Below are 15,113 nucleotides of genomic sequence, written 5' to 3'. Positions count from 1 at the left end.
GTTACAAGCTTGGAGAGCTGCCCTATGTAGAACAAATGAATACATATGAAACGATCTTCAGCCGTTAACTAAATGTTCCTTCACCTGGCTGAAAGGTGCGTGTTAGGTGGGTCGGGCAAGACTGCCGGGGTTTGCAATCCTGCTCCCTCGGAGGTTCACGCATGCTCGGGCTGGTAAAGACCGCACTGCAAAAGCCCTACACGTTTATCGTGTTGGCCATATTCATCTGCATCATCGGGCCGATGGCGGCCCTGCGAACCCCCACGGATGTTTTTCCCGATATCGGCATCCCCGTCGTCGCTGTGGTTTGGCAGTACAACGGCCTGTCGCCGGACGCCATGGCCGGTCGGGTGATCTACACCTACGAACGCTCCTTGAGCACCACTGTCAACGACATCGAACACATCGAATCGCAATCGCTGCCCGGCATGGGCATCGTCAAAATCTTCTTCCAACCGGGTGTGGATATCCGCACCGCCAACGCCCAAGTCACGGCCGTGTCACAGACCGTGCTCAAGCAGATGCCACCGGGCATCACGCCGCCGCTGATCCTCAACTACAGCGCCTCCACGGTGCCGATCCTGCAACTGGCGTTTTCCAGCCCCAGCCTCTCGGAAGCCAAGATCCGCGACCTGGTACAGAACAATATCCGCCTGCCCTTGAGCGCCCTGCCCGGCCTGGCCATGCCCACGCCAATGGGTGGCAAGCAACGCCAGATCACCCTCGACCTCGACCCGCAGGCGCTGGCCGCCAAAGGCTTGTCGGCACAGGACGTGGGCAACGCCCTGGCGCTGCAAAACCAGATCATTCCAGTGGGTACCGCCAAACTCGGCCCCAACGAATACACGATCCTGCTCAACAACAGCCCCAAGGCGATTGATGAGCTCAACGACCTGCCGATCAAGACGGTCGACGGCGCAATCATCACCATCGGCCAAGTGGCCCACGTGCGTGACGGCTCGCCGCCGCAGACCAACATCGTGCGCGTCGACGGCCACCGCGCGGTGCTGATGCCAGCGTTGAAAAACGGCAGTATCTCTACTCTGTCGATCATCGACGGCATCCGCCAGATGCTGCCGCGCATCAATGAAACCCTACCACCGTCGCTGAAGACCTCACTGCTGGGCGACGCCTCGGTGTTCGTCAAACAATCGGTGGGTAGCGTGGCCCAGGAAGGCATCATCGCGGCGCTGCTGACCAGTGCGATGATCCTGCTGTTCCTCGGCAGCTGGCGCTCCACCTTGATCATCGCCGCCTCGATTCCGTTGGCGGTGTTGTCGGCCATTGCATTGCTGGCGGCCACCGGGCAAACCCTCAACGTGATGACGCTCGGCGGGCTCGCATTGGCGGTGGGGATTCTGGTGGACGATGCCACGGTGACCATCGAAAACATCAACTGGCACCTGGAACAAGGCAAGGCGGTGAAGACCGCGATCCTCGACGGCGCCGCGCAGATCGTCGGCCCGGCGTTTGTGTCGCTGCTGTGTATCTGCATCGTGTTTGTGCCGATGTTCCTGCTGCAAGGCATCGCCGGTTACCTGTTCCGGCCGATGGCGCTGGCGGTGATTTTCGCCATGGCCAGCTCGTTCATTCTTTCGCGGACCCTGGTGCCGACCCTGGCGATGTTTCTGCTCAAGCCGCACGCGCCGGAGCAAGGGCCTGGGCATCACCCAGAAGATGAGTTCATCAACCATCACGAAGGTGAACAGCACAAGAAACCGCGCAACCGTGTGCTGCAATCGGTGCTGAACTTCCAGCAGGGTTTCGAACGCCATTTCTCGAATATCCGTGACACCTACCACGGCCTGCTGACCCTGGCGCTGGGCGCACGCAAGCGCTTTATCGTCGGTTTCCTGGCCTGCGTGCTGGCCTCGTTCCTGCTGTTGCCGAGCCTGGGCCAGGACTTCTTCCCGGCCACCGACGCCGGAGCGCTTGCCCTGCATGTGCGCCTGCCATTGGGCACGCGTATTGAAGAAAGCGCGGCGGCGTTCGACCGCATTGAAGCGCGGATTCGCGAAGTGATCCCGGCCGAGCAACTCGACACCATCGTCGACAACATCGGCATCCCGCTCAGCGGCATCGACATGGCCTACAGCAGCAGCGGCACCATCGGCCCGCAGGACGGCGACATCCAGGTCAGCTTGAAAAAGGACCACGCGCCGACCGCCGACTACGTGAAAAAACTGCGTGAAGCCTTGCCGCAAAGCTTCCCCGGCAGCCACTTTGCGTTCCTGCCTGCCGACATCAGCAGCCAGATTCTCAACTTCGGTGCCCCGGCGCCGCTGGACGTGAAAATCTCCGGGCGCAGCGATGCGCAAAACCGCGCCTACGCCATCGAACTGGAGCGCCGCCTGCAACATATTCCGGGCATTGCCGACCTGCGCATCCAGCAGTCCACCGGCTACCCGTCGTTGCAAGTGAACGTCGACCGTATGCGTGCCAATGGCCTGGGCATCACCGAGCGTGACGTGACCAACAGCATGGTTGCCTCGCTGGCGGGCAGCTCACAGGTGGCGCCGACGTTCTGGCTTAACCCGGCCAACGGCGTGTCGTACTCCATCGTCGCCGCCACCCCGCAATACCGCCTCGACAGCCTGCCGTCACTGGAAGCCTTGCCGGTGACCGGTGCCGATGGGCAATCGCAAATCCTCGGCGGCGTGGCGAGCATCTCTCGCGTGCAAAGCCCGGCGGTGGTGACCCACTACAACATCGAGCCGACCCTGGACCTGTACGCCAACGTGCAAGGCCGCGACCTCGGCGGCGTGGCCCGTGACGTGCAAAAAGTGCTGGATGACACCGCCTCCATGCGCCCCAAAGGCGCGGTGATCAGCCTGCACGGGCAGATCGATGCGCTGCATGAAGCGTTCAGCGGGTTGAGCTTCGGCTTGCTCGGCGCCGTGGTGCTGATCTACCTGCTGATCGTGGTCAACTTCCAGTCGTGGGCTGACCCGTTTGTGATCATCACTGCACTGCCGGCCGCACTGGCGGGGATTGTGTGGATGCTGTTCCTCAGCGGCACCTCGCTGTCGGTGCCGGCACTCACCGGCGCCATCCTCTGTATGGGCGTGGCTACCGCCAACTCGATCCTGGTGGTGAGCTTCTGCCGTGAACGCCTGGCCGAACATGGCGACGCGCTGAAGGCGGCCATGGAAGCCGGTTACACGCGCTTCCGCCCGGTGTGCATGACCGCCCTGGCGATGATCATCGGCATGTTGCCGCTGGCGATTTCCGAGGAGCAGAACGCCCCACTCGGCCGCGCCGTTATCGGTGGCTTGATCTTCGCCACCATCGCCACATTGTTGTTTGTACCCGTGGTCTTCAGCCTGGTCCACGGTCGTCACCCTACTCGCGCAGCTGCTGGAGAAACTTCACATGTCGTCTGATCACAAACCCTCGCGCAAGCGTCTGATGCTCCTGGGTGTCGGCGGCCTCACCTTGGCCGCCCTGTTGGTCGCCAACGGCCTGCACGCCCGCACCACCCACGAAGAGGCGGTTACGGCCTGGACCGAAACCGCCGCCATCCCTCAGGTGATGGTGTTCCAGCCCAAGCAGAACGCGGCCGGCGATACCCTGCGCCTGCCCGCGCACCTCGACGCCTGGAGCAAGGCGCCGATCCATGCGCGGGTGAGCGGTTACTTGAAGGACTGGAAAGTCGACATCGGCAGCCAGGTGAAAGCCGGGCAAATCCTCGCTGAAATCGACAGCCCGGACCTCGACCAGCAACTGGCGCAAACCCACGCGCGCCTGCTCCAGGAACAGGCCAACGCACGCCTGGCCGCAACCACCGCCACACGCTGGCAGAACCTGCTCGCCAGCCATTCGGTGTCGCGTCAGGAGGCGGATGAAAAAACCTCCAACGCCGCTGCCGCCAAAGCCAACGCCGAGGCCGCCGCTGCCGACTATGCGCGGCTGTCGGCGCTGGAAAGCTACAAGACCATCCGCGCTCCGTTCGCCGGCACCATCACCGCGCGCAACACCGATATCGGCCAGTTGATCAAGGCCGACACCGACAGCGACCCGGAACTGTTCAACATCGCCGACACTCACCAACTGCGTCTGTATGTGCCGGTGCCGCAGAACTACGCGTCGGTGATCCACCCTGGGCTTGAGGCCGAGCTGACCGTACCCGAGCACCCTGGCGAGCACTTCAAGGCGCGCCTGATCGGCGACTCCACCGCCATCGACCGCCGTTCCGGCACCCTGCTTGCGCAGTTCGTCGCCGACAACCCCAACGGCGAGTTGCTGCCCGGTGACTACGCCGAAGCCACGCTGCCGATTCCGGCCGACACCCACGGCGTGAGCATCCCGGCCAGCGCCTTGATCTTCCGCGCCCAAGGCACCCAAGTGGCGGTGCTGGACGCGCAGAACCATGTGCACCTGCAAGACATCCACATCGGCCTGGACCTGGGCGAACGCCTGGTGATCGACCAAGGCCTCAAACCCGCCGACCGCGTGGTCGACAACCCTCCCGACGCCCTGCGCGAAGGCGACCCGGTAGAGCTTGCCCAAGCCGGAGGTGCGCATGCGCGCAAGGTTTAACCCCCTAGCGGTGTTGGTACTATTGGCCTTGCAGGGTTGCTCGATGGCGCCCACCTACAAGGTGCCCGCCGTTGACCTGCCGGCCGGCTACCGCGAACAGACCAGCGATGGCCCGTGGCACAGCGCACAACCGTCCGACCAACTGGCACCCGAATGGTGGAAGCTCTACAACGACCCGCACCTCAATGACCTGCAACAGCAACTGCTCAACGCCAACCCGGACCTGGCGGCGGCGCTGGCTCACTTTGATGCGTCCCAGGCGTATGCCAGCCAATTGCATGCCGGGCTGTTCCCGCAAATCACCGCCAGCGCGCAGCCATTGCGCCAGCGGCAATCGGATTCGCGGCCGCTGCGTGGCGATACGCAGCCATCGGTGTACAACAGCAATACCGCAGCGTTTTCGCTGAGCTACGACCTGGACCTGTGGGGCAAGATCCGCAACCAGGTCGCAGCGGGCGACGCCCAGGCACAAGCCTCCGGGGATGACCTGGCAGTGGCGCGCCTGAGCCTGCAGCATCAATTGGCGACCCTGTATGTGCAGCTCAATGGGCTGGATGCACAGAGTCGGATCCTCAATAGCTCGCTGGAGGATTTCAGCCAGGCGCTGCAACTGACCCGCAGCCGATACGAAGGCCAGATTGCTTCCGAACTCGACCTGACCCGTGCGCAAAACCAACTGGCCGAAGCCAAAGCCCAGCTGGATGAAGTGCGCGGGCAACGCAACCTCACCGAGCACGCCATTGGTGAATTGGTGGGGGTGGCAGCCAGCAACTTCACGTTGCCGCCAAGCCGGCAATTGATTGCCCTGCCGGGCATCCCATCGCAACTGCCGAGCCACCTGCTGCAACGTCGTCCGGACATTGCGGCGGCGGAACGGCGGGTGTTCGCGGCCAATGCCAATATTGGCGTGGCCAAGGCTGCGTGGTATCCGGATTTCAGTCTCACCGGGTTAATCGGTGGGCAGACCCAAGGGGTTGGCAACCTGCTGTCTGCCGGCAACCGCTACTGGGCGCTGGGGCCGTTGGTGAATCTGCCGATCTTTGATGGTGGGCGGCTGAGCGCCAATGAACGGCAGGCCAAGGCCGAGTTTGAAGAGGCGTCGGCGCAGTACCGTAGCCATGTGCTCAAAGCGGTGCGTGAGGTGGAAGATAACCTGGCGCAATTGCGGGACCTGCAGCAGGAAGCCCAGGATGAGCAAGCGGCAGCGGATGCGGCGCAGCATACGCAGGCATTGGCGATGAACAGCTATCAGGCCGGGGCCGTGAGCTATCTGGATGTGGTGACCGCGCAAACGGCAGCGTTGCAGGCGCAGCGGACCTTGCAGGCGGTGCAAACGCGGCAATTGCAGGCGAGTGTAGGGTTAGTCACGGCCCTCGGCGGTGGCTGGCAACCCGGCGCCTGACACTCCCCTGTAGATCGTCCCCACGCTCCGCGTGGGCATGCAGCCGGTGACGCTCCGCGTCACGACTTTAAGGGCGGACGCAGAGCGTCCAGAGCGGCATTCCCACGCAGAGCGTGGGAACGATCTGCAACTCTGCGTCTGTTTTTTGGGGCTGCTGCGCAGCCCAACGCAGGGCAAGCCTGCTCGCCACAACAGCCCGCTTGCCACAGACTTTGTATTCAACAGAAGTTGCTTAGAGACTCCCTGTAGATCGTCCCCACGCTCCGCGTGGGTATGCAGCCGGTGACGCTCCGCGTCACAACTTTAAGGGCGGACGCAGAGCGTCCAGAGCGGCATTCCCACGCAGAGCGTGGGAACGATCTGCAAAGCACAGCTGGGACTAAAGGTGGGAGCTGGCTTGCCTGCGATGAGCATAGGTATCTACCCACCTTTTTAAAGCTGCCACAACAGCCCGCTTGCCACAGACTTTGTATTCAACAGAAGTTGCTTAGATACCTGTACTGCGATAGCCCCCTATCAGGCAGCAAGCTTCCCACTGGCAATCGCCGCCGACGCCGCCACCATCGCCCGCAGCAACACCGCACACCCTGCCGCCAAATCATCCGGCGCGGCATTCTCGATTTCGTTATGGCTGATGCCTCCTTCACATGGCACGAAGATCATCCCCGCCGGGCCCAGTTCAGCGACAAAGATCGCGTCGTGCCCTGCCCCGCTGACGATATCCATGTTCGACAAACCCAACCCGTTCGCCGCATCGCGCACCGCGTCCACGCAGCCTTTGTCGAAGTACAACGGCGGGAAGTCAGCAGTGGGTTCCAGCTCGAACGTCAGCCCATGCTTGGCACAGGTCTCATCGATCACCTTGCGCACCTGCGCAATCATCGAATCCAGCCGCGCCGGTTCCAGGTGACGGAAGTCCAACGTCATGCGCACTTCACCGGGGATCACATTGCGTGAACCTGGATAGGCTTGCAGGCAACCGACAGTGCCGCACGCATGCGGTTGATACCCCAACGCCGCGGCATTCACCGCCGCCACCACGGCGGCCGCACCCACCAAAGCATCCTTGCGCAGGTGCATCGGCGTCGGCCCCGCATGCGCCTCAACACCGCGCAGTTTCAGGTCGAACCACTTCTGCCCCAATGCCCCCAGCACCACGCCGATGGTTTTCTTCTCGTCCTCCAGAATCGGGCCTTGCTCGATATGCGCTTCGAAATACGCGCCCACCTTGTGTCCACTGACAGCACGCGTGCCCGCATAGCCAATCGCATTCAACGCATCGCCCACGCTGACGCCATCCACATCAACCTTGGCCAAGGTATCGGCCAAAGTGAATTTCTCGGCAAACACGCCCGAGCCCATCATGCACGGCGGGAAGCGTGAGCCTTCTTCGTTGGTCCACACCACCACTTCCAGCGGCGCTTCGGTTTCGATCTTGAGGTCATTGAGGGTGCGCAGCACTTCCACGCCCGCCAGCACGCCGAAGCAGCCGTCGAACTTGCCGCCCGTAGGCTGGGTGTCGATATGGCTGCCGGTCATCACCGGTGGAAGGTTGGGATTGCGGCCAGGGCGCCGGGCGAAAATATTGCCGATGCCATCGATGGTCACGGTGCAACCCGCGTCTTCACACCACTGCACAAACAGGTCGCGGGCCTTGCGGTCGAGATCGGTAAGGGCCAGGCGACAAACACCGCCCTTGGGCGTGGCGCCAAGTTTGGCCAGGTCCATCAGCGACTGCCACAGGCGGTCGCGGTTGATGTGCTGATGGGTCGATTGCAGAACGTCCAGGGCAGCGTTCATGGGGATCTCCTCAGGCTGTGTTTCTTATGATTTAACTCGATCCAATGTGAACCGAGCTTGTGTGGGAGCTGGCTTGTGTGGGAGCTGGCTTGTGTGGGAGCTGGCTTGTGTGGGAGCTGGCTTGCCTGCGATACAGGCGACTCGGTATTCCCGCCGAACCGTGGTGATGCAATCGCAGCGGTGCGACGACTCGACAAGCCAGCTCCCACAGTGACCGCATTTACACAGGTGATTTGGCGGCGACCGGTCTGATGCCACGCTTGGCATTCAGGCCGTAATACAGCACCCCACCCAACGCCGAGCCGGTGAACCAGCCGTAGCTGTAAAACCAGCTGAACGCATCACTGCTCAGCGACAGCAAGGTCAGCACCACCGGCACGCCGAAGGCAACAAAGCCGCTCCAGTTCCACGCCGGGTACACGTCATCGCGGTACAAACCGGCCAGGTCCAACTGCTGTTTGCGCGTGATGAAATAGTCCACCACCATGATCCCGGCGATCGGGCCGAGCAGGCTGGAGTAGCCCAGCAACCAGTTGGAATACACGGTTTCCAGGCTCACATTCGAGACGATCAGCCCGAGTTTTTTCAGCAGTTCGTGGGCCATCAACGCGAGCCCGACCAGGCCGGTAAGAATCACCGCCGTGGTGCGGTTGATCAGCTTGGGCGCGATGTTCTGGAAGTCGTTGGTGGGCGAGACGATGTTCGCGGCTGTGTTGGTGGACAAGGTGGCGATGATGATCAGCGCCATGGCGATGGCCACCCACACCGGACTCTGAATGTGCCCGATCAGGGTGACGGGATCGGAGACGCTGACACCCACCAGCTTCACCGACGCCGCGGTCATGATCACGCCGAGGGCGGCGAACAGGAACATGGTCAGCGGCAGGCCGAAAATCTGCCCGAGAATCTGGTCCTTCTGGCTTTTGGCGTAGCGGCTGAAGTCGGGAATGTTCAGCGACAAGGTGGCCCAGAACCCGACCATGGCTGTCAGCCCGGCCATGAAGTAACCGGTGAGGCTTGCGCCTTCGGGGCGCTTGGGTGGAATCGCCATCAGTTCACTCAGCGACACATTCGGCATCGCCCACACCAGCAAGCCTATTCCCACCGCCACCAGTAGCGGCGCCGACAAGGTTTCCAGGCGCTTGATCGACTCGGCGCCGCGCAGCACCACCCACAGGTTCAGGGTCCAGAAAATCATGAAGCCGATCACTTCACCGGTGCCACCAAGGGACTTCCAGCCTTCGAAAATCGAGCCCAGGAACAGGTGAATCGCCAGCCCGCCGAACATCGTCTGGATGCCAAACCAGCCACAGGCCACCAGCGCGCGAATCAGGCACGGCACGTTGGAGCCGAGGATGCCGAAGGACGAACGCAACAGCACCGGAAACGGAATGCCGTACTTGGTACCCGGGAAAGCGTTAAGGGTCAGCGGGATCAGCACCACGATGTTGGCGAGCAAAATCGCGATCAGCGCCTCGCCCACCGACAGCCCGAAATAGGCGGTGAGCACCCCGCCCAGGGTGTAGGTCGGCACGCAGATCGACATACCGACCCACAGCGCAGTGATGTGCCACTTGTTCCAGGTGCGTTCATGCACCTTGGTCGGTGCCATGTCGTGGTTGTAGCGTGGGCTGTCGAGGACGTCGGGGCCGGCGTCGAGTTCATACAGGCCGTTGCGTTCAATGACTTGCGATCTGTTCTGTTGCATGGCCGCTCCACGGTTTTTTTTAAAATTATTGTTGCTCATCCAGCGCGTGGCGCCGGATGGCCGGAGTACCTCGTAAACAACATGACATCACGGGCTCGGCCAGCCGCCACTGCACTCAAAATCCGTGCCGACAACCGCATCTGAACCCGCACCGCTTATATAACTCGCTGATGTTTATCAGCTTTCCGATTGTGCCCTGGGTACTTGTCGCCTTACTCAGGCTAAATAACGCGAAAGTTGCCCGAACTGTCAGGACTCAATCTGGTGCAACACAATTATTTTTATTTACCCACGCCGTCAAGCGGCATGTCTCAAGCGCCTGATTTGCAATAAGAAATGTTGCTCAATTCAAGAACCTGTCAAGTGCGTCAAAATGGTGAAGGGGCGCTACATTTTGGTGACTTTTAGTTTTTATCCTTACAAATCAATAAATTAATAACGATATATGCTTATAAAAAATCTTCTTGCCCATTCGAAAAACTCGGGCTAGTTTCTATTCCTGTCACCGATGACAGGATTAAACCCTGCATCGGCAAGCAGCATTACAACACTTAGAACTGGCACAAGCCGGTCAAGCCTGTGAGGAACTCGACATGTCGCTGTTGATCCGTGGCGCCACCGTTATTACCCATGATGAAAGTTACCGCGCCGATGTGTTATGCGCAGACGGTCTAATTCGCGCTATTGGCACGAATCTGGACGTTCCCGCCGGCACTGAAACACTCGATGGTAGTGGCCAATACTTGATGCCCGGCGGCATCGACCCGCATACGCACATGCAACTGCCCTTCATGGGCACTGTGGCCAGTGAAGACTTTTTCAGTGGCACGGCGGCGGGTCTGGCAGGTGGCACCACCTCGATCATCGACTTTGTGATTCCCAACCCGCAGCAATCACTGATGGAGGCCTTTCACCAGTGGCGCGGCTGGGCGGAAAAATCCGCCTCCGACTACGGTTTTCACGTGGCGATCACCTGGTGGAGCGAGCAGGTGCGCGAGGAGATGGCCGAGTTGGTCAGCCACCATGGCATCAACAGCTTCAAGCACTTCATGGCCTACAAGAACGCAATCATGGCGGCGGATGACACCTTGGTCGCCAGCTTCGAACGCTGCCTGGAACTGGGCGCGGTGCCGACGGTGCACGCAGAGAACGGTGAACTGGTGTATCACCTGCAACGCAAGTTGGTGGCCCAGGGCATTACCGGGCCGGAAGCGCATCCACTGTCGCGTCCGTCCCAGGTGGAAGGTGAGGCCGCCAGCCGCGCCATTCGCATCGCCGAGACCATCGGCACGCCGTTGTACCTGGTGCATGTGTCGACCCAGGAGGCACTGGATGAAATCACCTACGCCCGTGGCAAAGGCCAGCCGGTCTACGGCGAAGTGCTCGCCGGGCACTTGCTGCTGGATGACAGCGTGTACCAGCACCCCGACTGGCAAACCGCCGCAGGCTATGTGATGAGCCCGCCGTTCCGCCCGCGAGGGCATCAGGAAGCACTCTGGCACGGCTTGCAGTCCGGCAACCTGCACACCACCGCCACCGACCACTGCTGCTTCTGCGCCGAGCAAAAAGCTGCCGGCCGTGATGACTTCAGCAAGATCCCCAACGGCACCGCCGGTATCGAAGACCGCATGGCACTGCTGTGGCACGAGGGCGTGAACACCGGGCGGTTGTCGATGCAGGAGTTCGTCGCGCTGACATCGACCAACACCGCGAAGATCTTCAATATCTACCCGCGCAAAGGCGCGATCCGCGTGGGTGCCGATGCAGACCTGGTGCTGTGGGACCCCGAGGGCACGCGCACGATTTCGGCCAAGACCCACCATCAGAAAGTCGACTTCAACATCTTCGAAGGCAAGACCGTGCGCGGCGTGCCGAGCCACACCATCAGCCAGGGCAAGCTGGTATGGGCCGATGGTGATTTGCGCGCCGAGCGCGGTGCCGGGCGGTATGTGGAACGGCCGGCGTACCCGGCAGTGTTTGAGCAGTTGAGCAAGCGGGCTGAGCATTCCAGGCCCACTGCTGTAAAGCGCTGAGACCGCTATCGCAGGCAAGCCAGCTCCCACATGTTGATGTGCGAACACATTCAAATGTGGGAGCTGGCTTGCCTGCGATGAGGCCGGTACAGGCAACAAAAATGCCCGCCAGAGGCAATCCCAAAAAAACCGTGAGGCCAAAACCGTGATCCAGACCCTGACCCACCTCCCCCATCCCCATGAAGATGGGCCGACACTCGCCAGCCACTTCACCGACCTGGCGCCGCCCCTCAACGCCCGCCAGGCGCAACTGGAAGCCTCGCGATGCCTGTATTGCTACGACGCGCCTTGCGTGAATGCGTGCCCCAGCGAAATCGACATCCCGTCGTTCATCCGCAATATCCACACCGAGAACGTGCAGGGCGCCGCGCAGAAAATCCTCTCAGCCAACATCCTCGGCGGCAGCTGCGCCCGCGTGTGCCCCACCGAGATTCTGTGCCAGCAAGCCTGCGTGCGTAATAACGCCGAAGAATGCGCGCCGGTGCTGATCGGCCTGTTGCAACGCTACGCCATCGACAACGCGCACTTTCGCGAACACCCGTTCCAGCGCGCTGCACCGACCGGCAAACGCATCGCCGTGGTCGGCGCCGGGCCTGCGGGCCTGGCTTGCGCACACCGCGCGGCCCTGCATGGCCATGACGTGGTGATTTTCGAAGCACGGGAAAAAGCTGGCGGCCTGAACGAATACGGGATCGCCAAATACAAGCTGGTGGATGACTTCGCCCAGAAGGAGCTGGATTTCCTCCTGCAGATCGGCGGCATCGAGATCCGTCACGGCCAGCGCCTGGGTAGCAACCTGACGTTGAGTGAACTGCACCAGCAATTCGATTCGGTATTTTTGGGCCTGGGCCTCGCCGCCAGCAAACAGCTGGGCTTGCCCCATGAAGACGCGCCCGGCCTGCTCGCCGCCACCGACTATATCCGCGAACTGCGCCAGGCCGATGACCTCAGTCAACTGCCCTTGGCCGACCGCTGCATCGTGCTCGGCGCCGGCAATACCGCCATCGACATGGCCGTGCAAATGGCCCGCCTGGGCGCCCGCGATGTCAACCTGGTGTACCGCCGTGGCTTGGCCGACATGGGCGCCACTCACCATGAACAAGAGATTGCCAAGGCCAATCAGGTACGGCTGCTGACCTGGGCTCAACCGGATGAAGTGTTGCTGGATGATCAAGGCCGTGTGCGCGGCATGCGTTTTTTGCGCACGCACATGGAGAACGGTCGCCTGCTCCCCACTGGCGAGACCTTTGAACTGGCCTGCGACGCGATCTTCAAAGCCATCGGCCAGGGTTTTGACAACGAGGCGCTGCACGACCCGTTGGCTCAGCAACTGCACCGCGTGGGCGAACGCATCTTCGTCGACGAACAGCTGCAAACCAGCATTCCAGGCGTCTATGCCGGTGGCGATTGCGTCAGCCTCGGCCAGGACCTCACCGTGCAGGCGGTGCAACACGGCAAGCTGGCCGCCGAAGCCATGCACGCCCAACTCATGCTGAACGTGGAGGCTGCGTAATGGCCGATCTCTCGATTGTATTTGCCGGTATCAAAGCCCCCAACCCGTTCTGGCTGGCCTCCGCGCCGCCCACCGACAAGGCCTACAACGTGGTCCGCGCCTTCGAAGCCGGCTGGGGCGGCGTGGTGTGGAAAACCCTCGGTGAAGACCCGGCGGCGGTCAACGTATCTTCCCGTTACTCGGCGCACTATGGCGCCAACCGCGAGGTACTGGGCATCAACAATATCGAGTTGATCACCGACCGCTCCCTGGAGATCAATCTCAAGGAAATCACCCAGGTGAAAAAGGATTGGCCCGACCGCGCCCTGATCGTGTCGCTGATGGTGCCGTGTGTTGAAGAATCCTGGAAAAACATCCTGCCGTTGGTGGAGGCCACCGGCTGCGATGGTATCGAGCTGAACTTCGGCTGCCCCCACGGCATGCCCGAGCGCGGCATGGGCGCAGCGGTTGGCCAGGTGCCGGAGTATGTAGAACAGGTGACGCGCTGGTGCAAGACCTACTGCTCGCTGCCGGTGATCGTCAAGCTCACGCCGAACATCACCGACATCCGCGTGGCGGCACGCGCGGCGTATCGCGGCGGCGCGGATGCGGTGTCGCTGATCAACACCATCAACTCCATCACCAGTGTGGACCTGGAGCGCATGGTCGCCCTGCCGGTGGTCGGCACGCAAAGTACCCATGGCGGTTATTGCGGCTCGGCGGTCAAGCCGATTGCGTTGAACATGGTCGCCGAAATCGCCCGCGACCCGCAGACCCAAGGGCTGCCGATCTGCGGCATCGGCGGCATTGGCAACTGGCGCGACGCGGCGGAATTTGTCGCCCTGGGCTGCGGCGCGGTGCAGGTGTGCACGGCGGCGATGCTGCATGGGTTTCGGATTGTGGAAGAGATGAAGGACGGGCTGTCGCGGTGGATGGACAGCCAGGGTTACGCCAGCCTGCAGGCGTTTTCCGGGCGGGCGGTGGGCAATACCACGGATTGGAAGTACCTGGACATCAACTATCAGGTAATTGCCAAGATCGATCAGCAGGCGTGTATCGGCTGCGGGCGTTGCCATATTGCCTGCGAGGACACGTCACACCAGGCGATTGCCAGCTTGAAGCAGGCGGACGGCACGCACAAATACGAGGTGATTGATGATGAGTGTGTTGGCTGCAATTTGTGCCAGATCACTTGCCCGGTGGCCGATTGCATCGAGATGGTGCCGATAGAAACGGGCAAGCCGTTTTTGAACTGGACGCAGGATCCGCGTAACCCTTACCGCGAGGCTGTGTAAGTTACCTTTTGAAATGATCGTTCCCACGCTCCGCGTGGGAATGCAGCCAGGGACGCTCCGCGTCCCAAGAGCGGACGCAGAGCGTCCAGTGAGGCATTCCCACGCAGAGCGTGGGAACGATCATCAAGGCTCCAAGCCAATCCCACGCAAAATCACACTGGTCACCGTCTGGATTGCCTTCTCGAACTGCCTGTCCGACAACGGCTGGTGATCATTCAAGATCTTCACCTGGTGATCAAAGTCCGCATAGTGCTGGGTCGACGCCCAAATCATATACAGCAGGCTCGACGGCTCCACCGGCAGGATGCGTTTGTCTTCCACCCACTGACGAATTTTCGCCTCTTTCATCTTGGCCCAGTCGTACAGGCTTTCGTCCAGCGCCTCACCGAGGGTCGGCGCGCCGTGGATGATTTCATTCGCCCAGACTTTCGAACCATGCGGCCGCGTGCGTGAGCGCTGCATCTTGGCGCGGATGTAACTGCTGAGCACCACGCGCGGGTCATCGAAGGTTTCAAAGCTCAGGGCGTCCTGCTTCCACAGGTCCAGCAGGTCGAACAGCACGGCGCTGTACAGCTCGCTTTTGGTGCTGAAGTAGTAATGCAGGTTGGAGCGCGGCAGTTGCACTTCTTCGGCAATATCGGCCATGGCGGTGCTGCCATAGCCCTTCTCGGCAAAGACTTTCTCTGCCGCCAGCAGGATTTTCTCGACGTTGCTGCGCCGGATACCGATCTTGTGATTGCCCATGGATGATGGAGCCCCAGTCACTTTTAAATACAATTCATTTTCAACCATCACATCATGAACCGCCTCATTAGGCTACACGCCATTGATCGCCAGATCGGCG

9 protein-coding genes are annotated in these 15,113 nt (G+C 61.4%); 6 read left to right on the top strand and 3 right to left on the bottom strand.

Features of this window, described 5'->3' with window-relative positions; translation table 11 throughout:
* Window positions 1-161 precede the first annotated feature (161 nt).
* From AOA62_RS24265 to AOA62_RS24255, 3 genes are read left to right on the top strand one after another with little or no spacing between them, the layout of a single operon-like run.
* Entirely contained in the window at window positions 162-3,383 is a 3,222-nt protein-coding gene (locus AOA62_RS24265) for an efflux RND transporter permease subunit (RefSeq protein WP_099550016.1), read from the top strand.
* Window positions 3,373-4,539, top strand: coding sequence for an efflux RND transporter periplasmic adaptor subunit (locus AOA62_RS24260; protein ID WP_099550015.1), 1,167 nt, complete (start codon window positions 3,373-3,375; stop codon window positions 4,537-4,539). Before AOA62_RS24265 ends, AOA62_RS24260 begins: the two co-directional genes overlap by 11 nt.
* Window positions 4,523-5,941 carry an efflux transporter outer membrane subunit gene (locus AOA62_RS24255; protein WP_099550014.1) on the top strand — a complete coding sequence of 473 codons (1,419 nt, stop codon included), beginning with the start codon at window positions 4,523-4,525 and terminating at the stop codon, window positions 5,939-5,941. Before AOA62_RS24260 ends, AOA62_RS24255 begins: the two co-directional genes overlap by 17 nt.
* Window positions 5,942-6,457: 516 nt before the next feature.
* On the opposite strand, the gene AOA62_RS24245 is transcribed toward AOA62_RS24255, so the two are convergent.
* A complete protein-coding gene (locus AOA62_RS24245; protein WP_099550012.1) occupies window positions 6,458-7,741 on the bottom strand; it encodes a Zn-dependent hydrolase in 1,284 nt (427 codons plus the stop codon).
* 220 nt (window positions 7,742-7,961) lie between these two features.
* Window positions 7,962-9,449 (bottom strand): NCS1 family nucleobase:cation symporter-1, encoded by a 1,488-nt coding sequence (locus AOA62_RS24240; RefSeq protein ID WP_099550011.1) that lies wholly within the window; start codon window positions 9,447-9,449, stop codon window positions 7,962-7,964.
* A 593-nt stretch (window positions 9,450-10,042) separates the two neighbouring features.
* Here AOA62_RS24240 and hydA point away from each other — a divergent pair.
* From hydA to preA, 3 genes are all read left to right on the top strand, one after another.
* Entirely contained in the window at window positions 10,043-11,482 is a 1,440-nt protein-coding gene (gene hydA / locus AOA62_RS24235) for a dihydropyrimidinase (RefSeq protein WP_099550010.1), read from the top strand.
* 145 nt (window positions 11,483-11,627) lie between these two features.
* Window positions 11,628-12,995, top strand: a complete 1,368-nt coding sequence (locus AOA62_RS24230) for an NAD(P)-dependent oxidoreductase (RefSeq protein WP_099550009.1) — start codon at window positions 11,628-11,630, stop codon at window positions 12,993-12,995.
* Window positions 12,995-14,269 (top strand): NAD-dependent dihydropyrimidine dehydrogenase subunit PreA, encoded by a 1,275-nt coding sequence (preA, locus tag AOA62_RS24225; protein WP_099550008.1) that lies wholly within the window; start codon window positions 12,995-12,997, stop codon window positions 14,267-14,269. The genes AOA62_RS24230 and preA overlap by 1 nt, the downstream gene beginning before the upstream one ends.
* A gap of 123 nt (window positions 14,270-14,392) precedes the next feature.
* Here the strand turns inward: preA and AOA62_RS24220 are convergent, their stop codons facing one another.
* Entirely contained in the window at window positions 14,393-15,013 is a 621-nt protein-coding gene (locus AOA62_RS24220) for a TetR/AcrR family transcriptional regulator (RefSeq protein ID WP_017136448.1), read from the bottom strand.
* Window positions 15,014-15,113: the final 100 nt, after the last annotated feature.

It is taken from the genome of Pseudomonas sp. 2995-3, from assembly GCF_002742565.1.
Classification (GTDB): domain Bacteria; phylum Pseudomonadota; class Gammaproteobacteria; order Pseudomonadales; family Pseudomonadaceae; genus Aquipseudomonas; species Aquipseudomonas edaphica.
The sequence above is the reverse complement of the archived record's forward strand: the minus strand, read 5'-3'. Positions and strand labels throughout refer to the sequence as shown.

Coding starts and splice junctions, on each gene's coding strand:
- AOA62_RS24265 (WP_099550016.1), top strand. CDS start 162: ATGCTCGGGCTGGTAAAGACCGCACTGCAAAAGCCCTACACGTTTATC.
- AOA62_RS24260 (WP_099550015.1), top strand. CDS start 3,373: ATGTCGTCTGATCACAAACCCTCGCGCAAGCGTCTGATGCTCCTGGGT.
- AOA62_RS24255 (WP_099550014.1), top strand. CDS start 4,523: ATGCGCGCAAGGTTTAACCCCCTAGCGGTGTTGGTACTATTGGCCTTG.
- AOA62_RS24245 (WP_099550012.1), bottom strand. CDS start 7,741: ATGAACGCTGCCCTGGACGTTCTGCAATCGACCCATCAGCACATCAAC.
- AOA62_RS24240 (WP_099550011.1), bottom strand. CDS start 9,449: ATGCAACAGAACAGATCGCAAGTCATTGAACGCAACGGCCTGTATGAA.
- hydA (WP_099550010.1), top strand. CDS start 10,043: ATGTCGCTGTTGATCCGTGGCGCCACCGTTATTACCCATGATGAAAGT.
- preA (WP_099550008.1), top strand. CDS start 12,995: ATGGCCGATCTCTCGATTGTATTTGCCGGTATCAAAGCCCCCAACCCG.
- AOA62_RS24220 (WP_017136448.1), bottom strand. CDS start 15,013: ATGGGCAATCACAAGATCGGTATCCGGCGCAGCAACGTCGAGAAAATC.